Annotated in this window: 11 protein-coding genes; 3 read left to right on the top strand and 8 right to left on the bottom strand. The window is 34.2% G+C overall.

Features of this window, described 5'->3' with window-relative positions:
* Positions 1 to 12: 12 nt before the first annotated feature.
* Entirely contained in the window at positions 13 to 4,404 is a 4,392-nt protein-coding gene (locus tag GBO31_RS16405; protein WP_219009445.1) for a T9SS type B sorting domain-containing protein, read from the bottom strand.
* A gap of 504 nt (positions 4,405 to 4,908) precedes the next feature.
* On the opposite strand from GBO31_RS16405, the gene GBO31_RS16400 reads away from it, so the two are divergent.
* Entirely contained in the window at positions 4,909 to 5,556 is a 648-nt protein-coding gene (locus tag GBO31_RS16400; protein ID WP_219009444.1) for an SPOR domain-containing protein, read from the top strand.
* A gap of 79 nt (positions 5,557 to 5,635) precedes the next feature.
* Here GBO31_RS16400 and GBO31_RS16395 read toward each other — a convergent pair whose 3' ends face one another.
* From GBO31_RS16395 to yiaA, 6 genes are all read right to left on the bottom strand, one after another.
* Positions 5,636 to 5,980 (bottom strand): DUF6515 family protein, encoded by a 345-nt coding sequence (locus GBO31_RS16395; RefSeq protein WP_219009443.1) that lies wholly within the window; start codon positions 5,978 to 5,980, stop codon positions 5,636 to 5,638.
* 71 nt (positions 5,981 to 6,051) lie between these two features.
* Complete coding sequence (locus GBO31_RS16390) at positions 6,052 to 6,603, bottom strand: GDYXXLXY domain-containing protein (protein WP_219009442.1); 552 nt, start codon at positions 6,601 to 6,603, stop codon at positions 6,052 to 6,054.
* 84 nt (positions 6,604 to 6,687) lie between these two features.
* On the bottom strand, positions 6,688 to 7,971 hold the full coding sequence (locus GBO31_RS16385; RefSeq protein ID WP_219009441.1) for a DUF2157 domain-containing protein: 1,284 nt from the start codon (positions 7,969 to 7,971) through the stop codon (positions 6,688 to 6,690).
* 48 nt (positions 7,972 to 8,019) lie between these two features.
* Positions 8,020 to 8,820 (bottom strand): ceramidase domain-containing protein, encoded by an 801-nt coding sequence (locus GBO31_RS16380; RefSeq protein ID WP_219009440.1) that lies wholly within the window; start codon positions 8,818 to 8,820, stop codon positions 8,020 to 8,022.
* 100 nt (positions 8,821 to 8,920) lie between these two features.
* On the bottom strand, positions 8,921 to 9,760 hold the full coding sequence (locus tag GBO31_RS16375; RefSeq protein WP_219009439.1) for a toxin-antitoxin system YwqK family antitoxin: 840 nt from the start codon (positions 9,758 to 9,760) through the stop codon (positions 8,921 to 8,923).
* Between the two features lie 125 nt (positions 9,761 to 9,885).
* Positions 9,886 to 10,362: an inner membrane protein YiaA gene (yiaA, locus tag GBO31_RS16370; protein ID WP_219009438.1), complete on the bottom strand. Its 477-nt coding sequence runs from the start codon at positions 10,360 to 10,362 to the stop codon at positions 9,886 to 9,888.
* A 177-nt stretch (positions 10,363 to 10,539) separates the two neighbouring features.
* On the opposite strand from yiaA, the gene GBO31_RS16365 reads away from it, so the two are divergent.
* Positions 10,540 to 12,027: a hypothetical protein gene (locus GBO31_RS16365; protein WP_219009437.1), complete on the top strand. Its 1,488-nt coding sequence runs from the start codon at positions 10,540 to 10,542 to the stop codon at positions 12,025 to 12,027.
* Between the two features lie 2 nt (positions 12,028 to 12,029).
* Here GBO31_RS16365 and GBO31_RS16360 read toward each other — a convergent pair whose 3' ends face one another.
* Positions 12,030 to 13,340 (bottom strand): hypothetical protein, encoded by a 1,311-nt coding sequence (locus tag GBO31_RS16360; RefSeq protein WP_219009436.1) that lies wholly within the window; start codon positions 13,338 to 13,340, stop codon positions 12,030 to 12,032.
* A gap of 329 nt (positions 13,341 to 13,669) precedes the next feature.
* Here GBO31_RS16360 and GBO31_RS16355 point away from each other — a divergent pair.
* On the top strand, positions 13,670 to 18,435 hold a 4,766-nt coding region (locus tag GBO31_RS16355), incomplete at its 3' end, for a DUF7507 domain-containing protein (protein ID WP_219009435.1).

Below are 18,435 nucleotides of genomic sequence, written 5' to 3'. Positions count from 1 at the left end.
GATAAGCTCCTGTTATCGTTTTAATGTAAAGTGTCTTCTAAAGGTTGCCGAGCCATCTCTAAACTCTGCAACAAACCAATAATCCGTAGCTGGTAATGGCCTTCCTGCATAAGTTCCATCCCATTGATTATCCTTATTTAATTGTTGGAGAAGTCTTCCGAATCGATCAAAAATATAGATATCCATCTCTGGAGTATCAGCATTACCAATAACTCCCCATTGATCATTTATTCCGTCATTATTTGGTGTAAAGAAGGTCGGAAAACCTACTACAAAAATTGAAGCTGTTATAGCCCCACATCCATTAACATCTATTGCAGTTACCTCATGTAATCCTGGAAAAACATTTGTAAACACATTACTACTTTGTGGACTTCCATTATCTAAAATATATTCATAGGTACTATCTCCTTCAACTATAGCGGTAATATTCGTATTATCTGAAAAATTGCCTGCAGATAGTTGTAAATCTAGACTTTGAGGATCATTTATCCCTGTTATTACTATTTCTGTAGTATCAGTACACATGGATACTACATCTGTATAGGTTACGGTATATGTTCCTGCTTGAGTAGCTTCATATGCTGAGTCGGTAGCTCCAGGAATTATTGCCCCCTCAAAACTCCATTCAAATGAAAAATCAAGATCACTTAATTCTGTATCTATAAAAAATGGAGTGAATGTAATCGGACCTGCACAAATAATCCCAGGTTCTAATTCTAATTGTTCAAGATCAACGATTTCTACAAAGAATGCTACTTCATTTTCACAGCCATTGCTATCTACTTCTCTTAAGAAGATGGTTTGACTTTGTTGTATCACATCTCCAGCATTCAGCTGTGTTCCACTTCCTGTACTTCCAGTATAATAAGCCTGACCACTTTGTAATGCTGGCAACACATAACTATCACAAAAACGATCTCCAGCATTTACAGGAGCAATTGGATTTGGTAATGGGTTTATGGTGATATCCAATACTTCCTCATCAAAACAATTTGGAGTAGTTGCTGTTTCTGCATAAACATAGATTACTTGACTTGTTGTAATAACATCTCCAGCAGTAAGCTGTGTTCCTCCTCCATTCATTGCTGTAAAATAATTTCCAACAGTTAACGATGGTAACTCGTAAGATTCACAAGCATTAACAGGATCGATAGGATCTATTACAGGAATATCAAGAATTACAAAGGACACCTCAATTTGACTACTTACACAATTTTCTGCAATATCTAATGCTTCTACACGATAGATATAATTTCCTGCAGCAGTATCTGTTGGTGTATAGGTTGTACTATTAGTAATTAAAGGATTTCCATTTGTATCATACCAATTAGCAGTTTGACCTGCTAATACATCCACAGATAATATTGGAGCTGGAGAACCTACACATATAGTTTCATTTGTTGGATTGGTTGGCTCGGTAATTGTTGGACAGCTACAATCTGGAGCTGTAACGACTAAGGTTTCTTCGCAAGCAGTATTTGCTGGATTCATTGCAATAATTATCAGATCAACTCCTGCGGTTACACCTGTGATCATTGAATTAGCCTCATCGACTACTCCTTCATTAGGTGGATCCGTAGAAATATCCCAAGTACCGTTAGTAGTAAATGAAATATTGTACGTAGCTCTATCAGCAGCACATATTGTTGTTCCTAATGCCAATGTAGGCACTTCACTTATCGTTACTGTAACGATCGCGGTATCTGTACACCCATTACTGGATACCGTATAGGTATAATCTCCTGCAATATTAGTATCTGCAGATATAGTTCCTCCAGGAATTACTGTTGCCATTGGATCCGTCCAAACACCTCCAGTATCTTCTCCTGTTAATTCATCAAATAAATTGATTACAGTAGTATCTCCTTCACATAATGCCACTGGTACTGGTGGCATGTCATTAGGTTCGCCAGCTTCAGGAGGAGCAGTAACCGTGATTATAACGTCTACAAGATCACTAGTACACATAGCTACCGGTTCATAGGCCTCTACTCTAAATGTATTATCTCCTATAACTAATTCTGCTTGTTCCGGAGTAAAGGTATCTGTATTTTGAGCTCTAGCAATCGGAGTTCCATCTGCTAAATACCATCTTCCTTCCAAACCAGGGCCAAGTGTTACCGTCACTGATGGTAAAGGAGTAGCATCAATACAGGTAATTATTGGAGTTGTAGGTACGATAGGCTCATCTATATCCGGACATTGACAAGAACTATCAATAGTAACGTCAATCAAATATCGTACTGGCGGACAACTTGCGGATAATACTGGAAGCGTATATATGTAAACTCCATCCAAAATACCCGCAATTGTCGGATCTAGAGTTCCTAAATGTCCTCCTGTTAATGCAGTTCCAGTAGCTGGAACACTCCAAGTTCCTGTAGTTAAAGTTCCAGCAGGCAATTCATCAAACAAATTTGTTGGATCACAAACGGTTATTGCTAAACTTCCTACATCTACATCTCCGATTTCTTCTCTCCAATCTCTTTCATCTGTTAGTGGATTATGATTATTTGGGAAATCGGCAGGAACTGTACCTCCATTACTGGGGTTCGTCTCTGCTGTCAATCTATCCAAAACTACGGTATCAAAAACATCATCTAATCCATCACCATCACCATCAGATCCACCAGGAACTACATCTGAAACCCCATCTTGATCAATATCATAAGCTTCAATAAGATCTTCCAAACAATCTCCTGTTACAGGATCCGAATTTGTATCTATATAATCAGGATCTGCTGTAGTATTCGTATTAACCGGTATATTCACTGTTCCATTGGTATCATAGCTATCATCCACACCGTTAAAATCTCCATCGACACCACTAGGAGCTATATAAGAAGCTGTTAGCTGTGCTTCGATATTATCAATAATACCATCTCCATCTGAATCGATATCTAAAAAGTTCTGATTAGCATCGCTATCGGAATTAATGACATTATGAACGACCGTTGTTGAAGCTCCATTAGCATTGATAGGACCATCAAAACGACCATCTCCATTAGCATCTGCTGCTGCATTGCCAGTTTCTACAATATCATAGATTCCATCATTATCAGCATCCAAATCTTGAGAATTCGGAATACCATCTCTATCAAAATCACAACCTGTTGTAGACAGGAAAATATTATCAATACCTATATCATTCCCATTTCCATCAGTTCCCTGTCTATTGATTACTCGAATAGTCACTACGTTTACGGTAGGATCTGGTATAAATGAATTTTGTACTAAAATCCAGTTATCTGTTCCATTGGGTATTTCTCCAGAATCCTGAGAAAAAATAGCCGTCCCAGTAACTTGATCTACAACCTCTATAGTAAGATTCGCTGGTAATTCACCTACATTGTTATTTAAACCAGCGATAGACATACTAAAATCATATTCAATTCCTGGAGTAACTGGAAGGTTTTCTGCAACAAAAACTGGCCGATCAGCAAACACACTTGATCTCATATTAATTGCGAGATATCTTCCATCCACATCTCCATTAGCATCTACTTCCCCAATAAGATCTGTGGAGAGAAACGTAGCATCAAAACCTCCAGCAGTTCTAAGGTAGGTAGAAGTAGCTACATTATATTCTCCATCATTGCTAATATCTTGGGGTAGGTTTGGATTATAAGTCAAACCTAACCCTTCAGAATACCTACTCCTTGTTGGGCCTCCGAAACCAAAATCTTCTTCTAGAATAAAAATGGGAGTCGTTGTAGTGGCAGTACAGAATCCATCCTCGACAGTATCCGGAATTCCGTCATTATCATCATCATCATCAGTAGGATTAGGAATTCCATCATTATCTGCATCATTATCTCCACAAGGTCTTACAGTGATAATAGCACTAACAGCCGGACAAGCACCACCATTATCTATAGTATATGTAAAAGATCCTCCATTAGGATCTGCCGTATCATAGGTACCCGTACCATTACTCCAAGTACCTCCTGGATCAGGACCGCCATCCAATTCATCAAAAAGATTAATAATTCCGGTTCTTCCACATAAAAACATGGTAGTATTAAGACCTGGATTAGGAACATCTTCTACAGTAACAACCACATTAGCTGTTACAGTACCACTAGGTCCTCCATTTACTCTAACCGTATATGTAGTCGTGACTTGTGGAGTATCTCTATGAAATGAACAAGAGCCATCAGCACTAGGAAATGGACAGTTTTTAATAAATGTTGGATTGGTACTTTTTTCCCATTGAACATTATAAGTACTACCTCCTCCTGATGGTGTTGGAGGGTCAATTTCTAAATTTAGCTGTAATTCGGTCCCTTGGCATATCGTTTGAGCGGTTAAGCCAGCATCCGTTTGAAAAGTTACTGTCTGAGCGTAACTAAACACACATAAAAAAAGCGCTACACCATTAAAAAGTAGCTTACGTATCATAATTGAAGGCATTTATTGAGTTGGTTAGAATAAAAGCATCATTAACCAATACGTTTCGTAATCCACAATAAATGTTATTCCTAAAAAGTATAGCAATAGTATTGAAAAACACTAAAAGGTCTATATGTAAATATATCCTTGTATTCACGTTGGTTAAGTTTAATATATAGCAAATATGACTGTATTCTATTTTCGACTTAGGGTGGGTGGATTGTAAAAATAGAATACCGAAAAAAGGATAACGCTTCAATACTTATAATATTTCCAGATTTTACAAGTATTCGATATGATGTAATTAAATATCGGTATGCGCATCATAAACTTAAAAATTACACTTTCTTTAAAAGAAAAAATCTTACAGTTTTGACAAGTTTCAACGAAATTTTTATCGATCATTTTCTTTGTTTACGCGAGCTACGCTCTATTTCAAACGCATGTAACATAAACTGCTGATTACGGTTTATCAGTAATTTAATTTTTGGATAAAACAATAAACACCTATATTTGAAGACATTAAAACCACGACTCATGCCTTATATCAGTGATGATGAACTACTAGACTTTCAGGTTCAGATAGACGATGCTAAAGAAGAAAAAAGAGTAACTAACTTTGCTCATACTAAAGCCCTTAGAGAAGAACAGGAGAATACCCGAAAGTTCAAAATTGCCACTATAATCCTAGGAATTGTAGCGCTTTTAGGAGTAGCTGGAACTATTTATTTTATGAAGTTCAATACTTCTGATAACGTTATTGCCAAAAGCGAAGCAAAAGCGCAAACAGATATTCTTAATAATAAAATCTCTGAATTGGAAGAAACCATTAAAAATCTTTCGATGGATCAAGAGATCAATGGTTCAGAAAATATTTCTGATGATCAAGAGGTGCAGGAAAAGGCTTCATTAAAAGATCAATTGGTATATGCTGTTCAAATTGGCGCTTTTGAACAAAAAGATCTATCGATGTATTCGGATAAGTTTGTAAATTTCAGAGAAATAAAAGCAGGTAACTTTAATAAGTATGCCCTTGGTAATTTTGCTTCCTTATCTGAGGCTAAGAAGTTTAGACGAGAATTAGTTCGTCTAGGTTTTAGAGGAGCATTTATTGCTTCATACCAAAATGGTGAACGTATTAAAATTGAAGAAGCTTGGTAATAAAAAAACCTTGAGGTTTCATACAAAACCCCAAGGAATTTTACTTAACTAAACTAACCAACTCAACTTCTCTAACTTACTATACGTTTACTACTACATAGTTCCTACCGGTTCTTTTGTAGTATACACCTTTGTATTTATAATATTTTACACCTCTTACTTTTACCACTCTATACCCAGTAGGTAATGTTTTTACTCTTACACCAACAGGAGCAGCAACGGTAACAAATCTTCTATTCTTTTTTATATACCAAACACCACCACTTCTGTAATACTTTACATTTCTATGAACCACAACTCTTGGGTTATGTACTTTGGTTACTACTACTTTGTTTGCCGGACGTACTCGTACAGTTGTTGCGCAAGATGTTGTGAATACCGATAATAAAAGCCCTAATACCAATGTTTTTAATAATGTCTTCATAGTTCTCTACTTTTTTGTTTTCAATACTATGACTACCATTCTGTAAAAAGGTTTAATTACTTCTAAAAAAATTATTTTTCTACATACTCCTGAATAGGAATATCATTTATGTACACATCTTTAAGAACAGCTTGATCTTCTTTTACATAAACCAATGCATATACATTGGCAGGTAGACTATCCCTATTTGCTTCAGTATAGGCAACTTCTGCATCATACGCTTTTGTTTCTTCCATATAGAAGGTGTTAAAAGGCAAATAAAAATTCACTTTATTATTATAATAATAACTCACTCTTGCAGTAACATAGTCATTGGATATTTCTAAAGGCTCTTTGCTAATCTGTGAAATTTCGGCAAAACCTTGTTCATCATTTTTAAGATAGATATAGATTTCCTCACCTACTGCATATGTTGAATCTTTTGTTACAAAATGATCCATTTCATATTGTAGTGTAATGTACTTACCTCTAAATGGATCTGTAGGATCGATAGGTCTCGTCTTAAATTTATAAGCAACGCCCGATACTAATGTATCTTCTTTGTCCACAATCATATGCAGAGGTACAAAGATCTGAGCCAATGCTACTATTATAAATAGTATAAATAAATAAATGATTTTCATGTGTTTAAATTTTAAAATTGTTATGTAAAACACACCAAGACTACATCAACATCTTTTCTAAAGTGTATTTCACGAAATCTTAGTTTATATAATTTGTTTTCTACGTTGTTTTTTGAACATGATGTAATTCGTAAAGAAAAAACCAGCTCCTACGATCACAAATAATAATCCTCTAACCACAAAACTCATATCAGTGTCGAAGAATCTGCAGATAATAAGGATCGAAACAATTAGTAATCCGTAGTTTAGAATACCAAAATTCAACTTATCTGATCCGATTTTTATGGCAGTTATTCCTAAGGTAAATACCAAAACATTAGCACATATCATCGCTATAAAAGGATTCACTGCCACCAAAAAGAATAAGACCCAAAACAGTATAAATGATACTTGAAAGAGATTTATAGACTTGATTCCATTTTTACCAACACGATATAATAAAGCTGAAATTGCTATTACCCCAAATACACAAGAGATGTAGAATTCTTGAGAATGATATACCCATTTATCAAAAAGCTCTTCCCAAGGCCATTTAAATGTAAATATCATTAATAGAATTGTTGTTCCTAAAGATCCTAAGATTAAAAATCCGTTTCTAAGGGTTCTTATTTTTTCAAAAACCGGAAGTTTCCCAATATTATAGTATACTCCGAATAAGGTGATATACATAATAAACCCTAATTCACTACTATCAAGGATAAATCCTCCCAAACCAACAGCAATACTTGCAGGCAAAATCCAATTAAGAATAGTTGTGGTATTGGCTGAAATATGTTCTTTAACCTGTAACCAATAATGAGGCAAAAGAGCAGCCACAAAAAGAATATAAAACCATGGTGTATTATTGCTTCTATAACTCCATATACCAACTTCTGCAGCGTAGTACGTTCCAACAAGAATTGATAATAATGCAACTGCGTTAGATCTAAGTAGATATACTAACGGAATGCAAAGCAATGTCCAGGTTTTCAAAAAATCTCCTAAGTCTCCAGAAATATTATATATCTGACTTACTAGCGATATACTTGCTCCTACAGCAAAAAACAAAAAAGTTCCAGAAGCTTCTTTCCACACACGGCTTTTATCTTTTAGAAGTGAATATCCAGCCACAATTTGTCCTATTATTAGCGGTACAAATGCCAATATCGTTTTAGTCATTCTGGAAAAATCATCCCAATTATGAGCAAGCATCAGGATAATCCCTGCTCCTATTAATAAGGAACCAAAGATTCCAAATATGGTCATTAATTTATTAGGTTGCTTTTGTTTTTTCAAATCGTAATATGCTGATATCTTATTCGATATTTCTTCAGAAATTACCTGATCTGCAACCAATAGTTGTAATTCTTTTTGAAATTTTAGACTCATGATTATTAGTTATTATGATATTGTAAAATTGCTTTTATCCTATGTTGATTATTTTGGTAAAAACTGTTTTGGCAAAGAATATGAACCGGAAGATGCTTTAAAATTCTTTACTTCCAATTCATCACTTCTTTTCTTGTAAAAATGTAATAAGACATATAAACCCATAGCCGCCAAAATATGCTTTAATGAATGACCACTTATAAATCCTAAAAATTCATAAACTTCACTATCGAAATGTTCTAAAATTTTAGCAGCTATATAAAAGGCTAACAACATCCAATATTCCAAACCACTGGTATATTTAGATGTAAAAAAAATAAGAATGATTGGAATTGCTACCATTGGATAAAACTGAACTAAACCGTAAAGTCTTAAATCACCTGATTCTCCATAAACCCAATAAAGTACAGAACTTAAACCTATTAGAATCAGAGGCAATAGCATTAATCTCCCAAGTTTTACCGATATAAACTCCCTAACTATTATTGAAAATAGTGTCATAAACACTATAGTCATCGGTAATCTATCCCAAATTAATGAATGTGAACTTGGAAATAAATGATAATAACCTGAACCAATTGCTACCAATATCACTCCCAAAAAAAGCAACAAATAAGACATTTGTAACTTGTTATTTCTAGTAAAATAAATAACACCTAAACCTCCAACAATCACAAAAGGATAATTAGAAATTACATTCCAACAATTAGGAATATTCATAAAACTTCTTCTATCACTAAACGTGTGATACGCTTCATTCTGCGAAATAGGATCAATATAAAATAGTACTACAGCTGCTATTACTCCTAATGCAAATAATAAAACAGTCCCTATATTTTCTTTCTTCAAAATAGTTTGATTTTGTGGTTAGGTAGAAAATTTCATATTGTTCCTTTTATTTTACGTTTACTCATCAAAGGAACATATGCGTTATATTCTGTTATTATTATCACCAAAACAGAAACCTACGATGTCTTTTAGTTCGTATTAAAGTTCCGTTTTTATCATAATATTTAAACTCTCCGACTTTCTTTCCTTTTTTATAGTTTCCTTCTTCTTTTATAATATGATTTGGATAATATTCTTTCCAATATCCATTTTTTACACTTTTGTAACTAGATTCTCCACCAATATTAATATAGTAAAACCCACCTTTATGTTTTTCAACATAACAATTTCTGTGCATCTCATTTTTGGGTGCGTATAATGGCATACAGCAATTCTTTTCAAAATCGATAAACATGCGATTTCTAATAGGATTTAACAGAATCAGCTTTATTAGTCGGTTTTCAATTTCAATATGTTCGATTGGATAATTATTGTCCGTTGATAGCCTAGTAACTAAAAATGAAGTATAATCATTTTGAATAATCCAATAGTTTTTTCCGTTAGTTGAAGTAAGTTTTGAATTTGGATAACTTTTATAAATATCTTTAACTGTTGTTTTTCCTAATTCGATTTTTGTTAAATCATCAATTTTACCCTTAAATGGAAAATACAAACGGATTTGTCTTATTAATTCATCATTATAATTTCCCTGAAAAACTATTCCCAATTTCTTTATATAAATAGAATTCATTTTGCCATAAGCTTTCCCACATTTATCGGTATGTGGACAACTATAAGTTATAGTATCAGTAATAGTTTCAGAAGCATATTTTTCCTTCACATCTACGAGAGTTGAATATCCAAATTCTATTTCATCAAAAGATTTTCCAGTTTCAATCAAGTGTTCTTGACCAAAACAGATTAAGGGAAGATTAAATAAGATTATAGTAAAGAATTTCATTGATTTAGTCAAATTACAATTAATATTTTAGTAAAAAAGGCAGCCACAGCTTCGTAGCTGCCTTCTCTAATCATCAAAACAAGGAACCACATGAAAGTGATCCCTCCTTTTGATTGAATTTCCAATTATAACTCCCTGTTTTCTATGAATTTCTTATCTCGTGTATTCTTTTGCACTGCGATCGCAGCAAACAAACTTAGGGTAAATGACATTCCATAGAATCCCTTTTCACTAAGATCTAAATCTGCATTCCACAACCCAATAATTAATAATACAATCGAAGCCAAAGCAGCAAACCAACTGATTCCATAATAAATTTCAGTTACCTGTACTCCCTCTAACTTATCTCGTACGTTTTTCTGTACCGATACTGCAGAGAACAGACCAAATAGTAGGATTGTAAAGTAGTATCCTTTTTCGTTAAGCATCATTTCTGCATTCCACAGGCCAGTGCAAAAAGATACCATTCCCGCCAATAAAGCTGTCCATGAAGCTCCAATAAAAGCAGGAGTCGGTTTTTGGTCATATACTTTTGTTTCGTTCTTTTCGATGTTTTCGTTTACAATTTCTTCTGTTACATCGTTACTAAACTTGTAGTCCATAATAATTGATTTTGATGATTAATTATTTTCAATTGTTTGTTTTGAACAGGACAAATTTGCAACGACTTTCTCAACTTCTCAATTCAATTTTCACAAAAAACTTACGATATATTTGTGATTTTTAAGTAAAAAAATCAATATTTACAATATTTTTACATCATTATTACTTACGATATAATGAATACATTATCCTCTATAATTGCAACATTATCCAAAGAAGACAAGCATAGTTTTGTCAACCATCTTAAAAATAAAAACAAGAGAAACGACACTAAAAACATCCAATTATTCAAACTACTGGATAAAGAAGCTGATCAAAAAGATTTAGATGTGCAGTTATATGGTAAAAGTGCTAAAGGTGCTTTTCATGCACTTTGCAAAAGATTGCATGACAATTTGATCGACTTTATCGCCTCAAAGAGTTTCGAAAGTGAAACTTCTGAAGAGATGGAAATTTTTAAACTTGTATTAGCGAGTAGAATTTTTTTTGAACAGAAACAATACAAAATTGCTCTAAAAACTATCAAAAAAGCAGAATTAAAGGCACGAACTTTTGATCTTTTTAGCTTTTTGCATGAGATTTATTATACTAAAATCCAGTATGCTCATCTAGATCCTACTATTTCTCTAGAGAATTTGATTCAAGATTTTAGAAAGAACCAAACACTACTTAGACAAGAAGAAAATCTAAACCTTTTTTATGCAGACATACAAAATAAACTTTTGACGAATACGATTAACATATCCCAAGAAATACATAAATCGTTAGATAAATTTGACATTTCTATTACGTCAGATATCACATTTAGATCTTTATACAAGCTTCTAGAGATCATTAATCAAGCGGCAAATCTTACTCGTAATTTTCATTCTGTTCTTTCTTTTGTGGAAAAAACATATCAGCAAATCCAATCAAAAGAGCAGCTTACGGATAAACATCTATTCTATCACATACAAATAGTATATTATGTTGCTAATTCTTACTTTAGAAATAAAAACTTTTCTAGTTCTGAAGAGTATTTGCAGCAGATGGAACAACAGATGCTCAAACAGAAAAAGAAATATTTCAAAAGGTTTCTTCCACAGTTACTGCTACTTAAAACCTTAAACTATAATTACACAGGGAAAGCCACCAAGGCAATTGAAATATTAGAAAATTTCAACTTTCAACTATTCAAAGATCAAACCGCCTATATTTTAGATCTAAGATTAACTCAAATTGTTTTTTATTTTCAACAATCAAAATTCAAAGAGTCGCTAAGGTTACTAAACAAATTACATCATAGCGACATTTGGTATACTGAAAAAGCAGGCATTATTTGGGTCATAAAAAAGAATCTTACTGAAATATTATTGCATATAGAACTTGATCATATGGATTTGGTAGAATCTAGAACCAAAAGTTTTCGAAAAAAACATCGATCTTACCTAGTTAAGAATAATGAAACTCGTGCTTTGGAGTTTTTATCTCTGGCAACTAATTTTTATTTCAATCCTAAAAACATGGATACCAAAGAGTTATTATTCAAAATAGAACATACTTTGATTAAAAACAGCCCAGAACAGGAAGATATTTTTGCTATGAGTTTTTATGCTTGGCTAAAAGCAAGAGTACTAAAATTAGATTTATATGAAACCACTTTACAAGTTGTCCATCAATCTTAAAATCAGCTATCCAAAACGCTATTTTTCTGTTTAGACTTTATGAAATTATTCAGCAATAGAATAAATAATACAGGTAACATCCATTCATGATATATCAAATACCGAGGGATACTATGTTGCACAATACAAATTAGCAATATATTACTAAAGGTTAGCAGCATACAGATAAAAGCAAACAGTGCTAATTTATCTTTATATGAATTCCAGATATATAAAGACCCTATAAGAACTAATAATGATAACCATATCATATAAAAACCTCCAAAAGCGTGTGCTACATTTTTATAAAACAAATCCAAACATTTCCAGAAATTATCTAATACAAGAGGCAACCACATACTCACCAACATTTTATCATTTGCAATCAACGCTTCATGTGAGTTAGGATCAGATGGCATTAAAAATTGCCTGCCTTCTTTAGAAAACACCCCAAATGAGATATTTACAAAATTATAGTCAAAATGATGAAATACATTATCATTTAACGGAACATAAAAGTCATCTAAAAGTCTACGATCATAAGCAATCGCATACATTTTCTTATAATACTCCTGAGTTTGCACATCTTCATATAGCTGATAATCTTCCTGATCCGCAACAAAAAACGGCATAATCATTATCTGAAGGCCTGTACTTGAAATATTAATGTACTTCCCTTGGACTACATAGTTAAAAGTCTTTTGAGACAAGGAAATAAAAAATGGCATACTCAACAAAATAAGGATTACCAGTGCGTATTGCTTAAAGTTTCTTGTTTGATACCATTCATACACGAGTATGATCAATAAAATAGGAATAACAAAGAAGAATTGTGTTCGAATCAACAATATCAAGAAAATACTAATCAATAAAAACACCAGCGTATTTTTACTTTTTGTAAAAAGATATCGAATTAACAATGCCGTTATCACAAGAAAAAAAGGATATGCTAAGCCTTGAGTTACTATTCTATTAACGGTTAAAAACTCTGGGATCACTATTGGAGCTAATAAAATAACATCTAGCAATACAACCAATCTCTTATCTAGTTCAAAAAACTTTGCGATTGTTTTTATTAAATATATACAAGCGCCAAAACCTATAACCAATTGAATACCAACAATAATTGGAAAGTAATTTTCCTCACCAAATATTTTTCTAAAAACAAAAAGGAAAGTCCCATAACCTGGTGGTGTTATCAAGGAAAGCGCAACATAACTTCCAGTATCTGGCTCGACTACTACTCCAACCCACATCACATATACACATACGAGTATATAAAGTAATACTCTTAAAGCAAAATTGGAAAATATATGTAGTATAGAATTGATCATAATTCGGGATTAAAAGTAATGTAAATATTCTAGTTCGCACAACTGAGCATATATCCAACTTAATACCAAAAGAATACTAAAAAAATCATGTTTTATTAAAAAACAAAAAATCTTACATATTCAAAGTAAATAGTTTACGGTTTTTCTATAAGGGGTAAATTCCCTTAAAACGTATATTTGAAGTAATAGTATTTTAACATTTTTAACAAATACCGTTAATCCTATTTTTATGCGTTTCGTCGATAAATAATAGCATTTCATATGGAATTAACATGTTAAAAACATGGTCATTTTCTAATTTAGAAAATCATCGTCATAATAGCCATAGAATGAAAAAAAACTACTTCTTCCTACTATTTTTCCTAACTAGTTATATCCATATAACTGCTCAATTGAGTAAYGTTCATTATTTACCTCCTTTAAAGCAAGGAGGAAATAACCAAGCCATTCGACAACAAGCATTTTATCTATCTACACCAGAAACTACAGCTTTCGATGTAAACGTATTCCAAGGAACCAATACTACTGCAATTACCACATTAACCATATCTAACGCTGCTCCAGGAAAATACAATATCGCCGATGGTGATAATAATATCACACTTGTAACTAATACAAATACAGGTATCGTACTTAATAATAGTGGGCTACGTTTTGAATCTGTTGGCGGAGAAGAGTTTTATGTAAATTATAGAGGAAGATCCAACGCCCAAGCGACTTCATTAACATCAAAAGGAAGGCAAGCTATAGGGACCTTATTCAAATGGGGAGGTAGACCTAATTTTGGCAACGGTCAAACGAGCCTTAATGCTACTTTGGGTATCATGGCCACCGAACCTGGAACCACCATAATAAATATTTATGATTATGGGACGGATTGTGAATTTCGATTACAGAATGACAACGATGGGATTACGGATGATACCTTAACTATAACCTTAACACAAGGACAAACTTATGTCTTAGAAGCTTTACGAAATGCCACAGTAGCGAATATAGATTGTTGGCTAGGAGCTACTATCCAATCCGATAAAAAAATTGCTATTTCTAATGGAAATTTAAATGGCGCTCCTCGTGTAGGTTCTAATAATAGAGATGCATTAATTGATCAGCCTGTACCGGAAAATGTACTAGGAAGAGAGTATATATTCATAAGAGGTAATGGTGTAAATGATGTGGAAACTCCTATCATTATAGGAACCCAAAATGGGACAGACATTTCTGTAGGAGGAGTATATCAAGCAACCATCAATACTGGAGAATATTATGTAATAAATGGCAGCAATTATAGTCCTGCTTCTGTAGGTGGTAATATGTATGTTGAAACTTCTAAAGAGACTTATGCCTATCAGCATTTATCTGGATCTAGCAGTGTATTTACTGGAGGATTGAATTTTATTGCTCCAGTAAATTGTTTACTACCGGATAATTTAAGTAACATCTCCGATATCAGGGATGTGGATGGATTAAATTTCAATGGAGGAATTACTATAGTTGCTGCATCGATAACTCCAAATGCCAATATTATTGTAACGGATGATACTGGAACTATAGCACTTGCAAATGAACAAGCCGTTATAGGAACAAGTGACTGGAAAACCTTCTATATCCCTAATCTTACAGGAAATGTTTCCGTACAATCCTCTGGTCCTATAGCCGTTGGATTTTTGGGAGTAAGTGGTGCTGCAGGAATTGCAGGGTATTTTTCTGGATTCGATACGGTTCCAGTTGTAGAACTCGATATAACGGGTGGTGGCTGTTTACCAGGTTCTGATGTTTTTGAAATCACTGGAAATTTTGACGCCTATCAATGGTTTCAGAATGGAGCAGAAATCATGGGTGCTACTACAAGTATCTTTACACCAACTGAACCTGGAGATTTTTTTGTTAGAGTAACTCGAGGAACTTGCACCTACAACTCTGCAATTTTATCTGCTTACAACTGCATTCCTGAAATAGTAATTTCCAAAACCGTAGATAATTCTCCTGTCATTGAAGGAGATACGGTTACGTTCACTGTTACCGTAGAAAGTCTAGGACAAGATCCTGTGAGCAACCTTGTCATTAACGATCTATTACCTGCTGAATTAAGTTTTGGAACTGTTACTCCTAGTTTTGGTACTTGGTCAGCGCCTAATTGGACTATCGGAGATATGTTTGCTGGTGAAGTTCATACCCTTACAATAGAAGCCACTGTAAACGAAGTTTCTGCAGATGTGACTGTCACAAATACCATAAGCAATACTCAAACAGAAGTAGATACCAATGCTTTGCCCGATGACCCAACAGAAGACGTAACGATCATAAATAATGAATTAGAAATTACTAAAACAGACAGAACTGCTCCAGATGGTAGTTATGATACCGTTGGCGAAATCATAACATATGACTTTACAGTAACCAACACAGGTAGCCAAATAATTCCAAGTGTCACAATTTCTGATCCTAACATAGATATAGGGAGTTTATCTCCTGCTTCTGTTTCTAATTTAGGAATTGGAGCTACAGCAAATTTCACAGCAACTCATACAATTACTCAAGCGGATATTGAAGCAGATCAAGTGGTAAATACAGCAACTGCCGAAGGTACTTTATCAAATGGTTTTGTTATTACTGATATCTCTGATGATCCAGATGATCCAACAACATCAACCAGTGATCCTACTATTACTCCTATAGAACAGATTGGTGCCTTGGTATTAGAAAAAATTGCACAACCGGCTCCTGATGGCTTGTATGATACATTAGGAGAACTAATTACGTATGAATTTACAGTGATCAATACCGGAAATGTGAGTTTGGATAATGTAACTATAACTGATGCAAATATTGATGTAGGCAGTTTAAGTCCAACTTCAGTAGCTAACTTACCTGCTGGAGAATCAGCTGTTTTTACAGCTACTCATGAAATTGTACAGTTAGATTTCGACAATGGTAACACAACGAATATGGCTACTGCAACGGGTACAGAACCAGTGGAAGGAGCTGTTGTGAGTGATATGTCAGATGACCCTACGACGCTAGCWCCTAATGATGCTACCGTGGTAAGTATTCCGCAGTTTGGTCAATTAGATGTCACAAAAGTGGATGATGCACCAACAAATGGCCCATATAATACAATAGGACAAACCATAACCTATACTATTATTGCCACAAGTGTGGGTAATGTAACATTGACCGATGTAAATGTAGTAGATCCCAATGCAGATACTATTACTCTTATTAGTACTACTGGAACTGATACGGGAACTGATAATATAGTAGATAGTATGGCTCCAATGGAAATTGCAACCTTTGAGGCAACGCATGTAATTACGCAAGAAGATCTTGATGCAAATCAGGTTGTAAACACAGCAACCGTAGGAGCTCAAGATCCTGGATTAGGTAGTATTACTGATTTATCAGACGATCCTGATGATCCGACAACCTCAACGAATGATCCTACTATCGTTTCTTTAATATCAACTCCAAGTATTTCAGTCACAAAACTAGCCGATGATAATAGTAATGTTGCGGAAGGACAAATAGTAACGTATACCTATACCGTTTCTAATACTGGAAATGTGACCTTTGATGAAGTAAGTCTTTCTGATATCCATTCTGGTACTGGTTCTCTTGGAACAATAACACTTCAAAGCACAACCGGTATAGATGATGGAATCGATAATGATGTGGATGAATTAGGTCCAGGAACTAATGCTGTCTGGATAGCAACGTATATTATTACAACTACAGATATTACAAATCAAAGTGATATAACTAATACGGTTACTGCTAGCGCTACACCAAGAACAGGTAGTATTGCAGATCCTGCAGATCTTACTGCAACTGAAGTAGTAACTGTAAATCCTATAGAAACTATTTGCGGTGGAGAGACTTTATCACATGATCTAACAATGGATGTAGATCCAAGTATCGTTTCTTTTAGCTGGTTTACTACAGATAATCCATTGATTTCTGGAGAAACAACTACCACTTCTACTGATACAAGTATTACAGATACTTTAATAAATATTGGCACTACAGATCAAGAAGTAATATATACGATCACTGGATTTGATTCTGGAGGAATCGCTCAGGATACATATACTTACACAGTGACTGTTCAACGTGCACCACAAGTTTTAAACACTTCCAGAACAGTTGACATTTGCACAGGAGATTCTTTAAATCAAGGTTTGATATCACAAGTAGATAATTACAATGATGGAGTAACTTTTTCCTGGTCAGCAGTCGACAACCCAAATATAACTGGAGAAACAACTACAACCTCAACAGACGGAAATATACAAGATACACTTATCAATACATCAACCGCACCTCAAGATGTTGTCTATACCATTACCCCAACAGATAATTCCAATGGATGCGTTGGAACTATTTATACAATAACAGTAACGGTGGAACCTCCATTGGTAGTTCCGCCAAATGACTCTGCAACGGTAGAATGTATTGCTGATGCCACACAACCTGCGGCTCCTGTAGTTACCGATAGTAATGGAACACCCATTACTCCAGTAATCACTGAAAACACAGATCCTACTTGTGAAGGTGATAAAATTTACACCTATACCTATACCGATTGTGCAGGAAATGCTTCTGTGTATACATTTACTTATACCATCGATCTAACTACACTTCCTGTTGTACCTGCTAATGGAACAGCAACCATAGAATGTATTGCCGATGCTACGCAACCAGCTTCGCCAACAGTAACAGATGTTTGTGGAAATGATATCACGCCTGTAATTACTGAAAATACAGATCCTACTTGTGAAGGAGATAAAATTTACACCTACACTTATACCGATTGTGCWGGAAATACATCTGTGTATACATTTACCTATACWATYGATGTAACTACATTGCCTGTTATACCAGCYAATGGAACMGCAACMGTAGAATGTATYGCKGATGCYACACAACCAACTGCACCAACAGTWACAGATGTCTGTGGAAATGATATCACGCCTGTAATTACTGAAAATACAGATCCTACCTGTGAAGGTGATAAAATTTACACCTACACTTATACCGATTGTGCAGGAAATACATCTGTGTATACATTTACCTATACTATCGATGTAACTACATT

The organism is Aquimarina litoralis (assembly GCF_019295435.1).
GTDB classification, from domain to species: domain Bacteria; phylum Bacteroidota; class Bacteroidia; order Flavobacteriales; family Flavobacteriaceae; genus Aquimarina; species Aquimarina litoralis_A.
The sequence above is the reverse complement of the archived record's forward strand: the minus strand, read 5'-3'. Positions and strand labels throughout refer to the sequence as shown.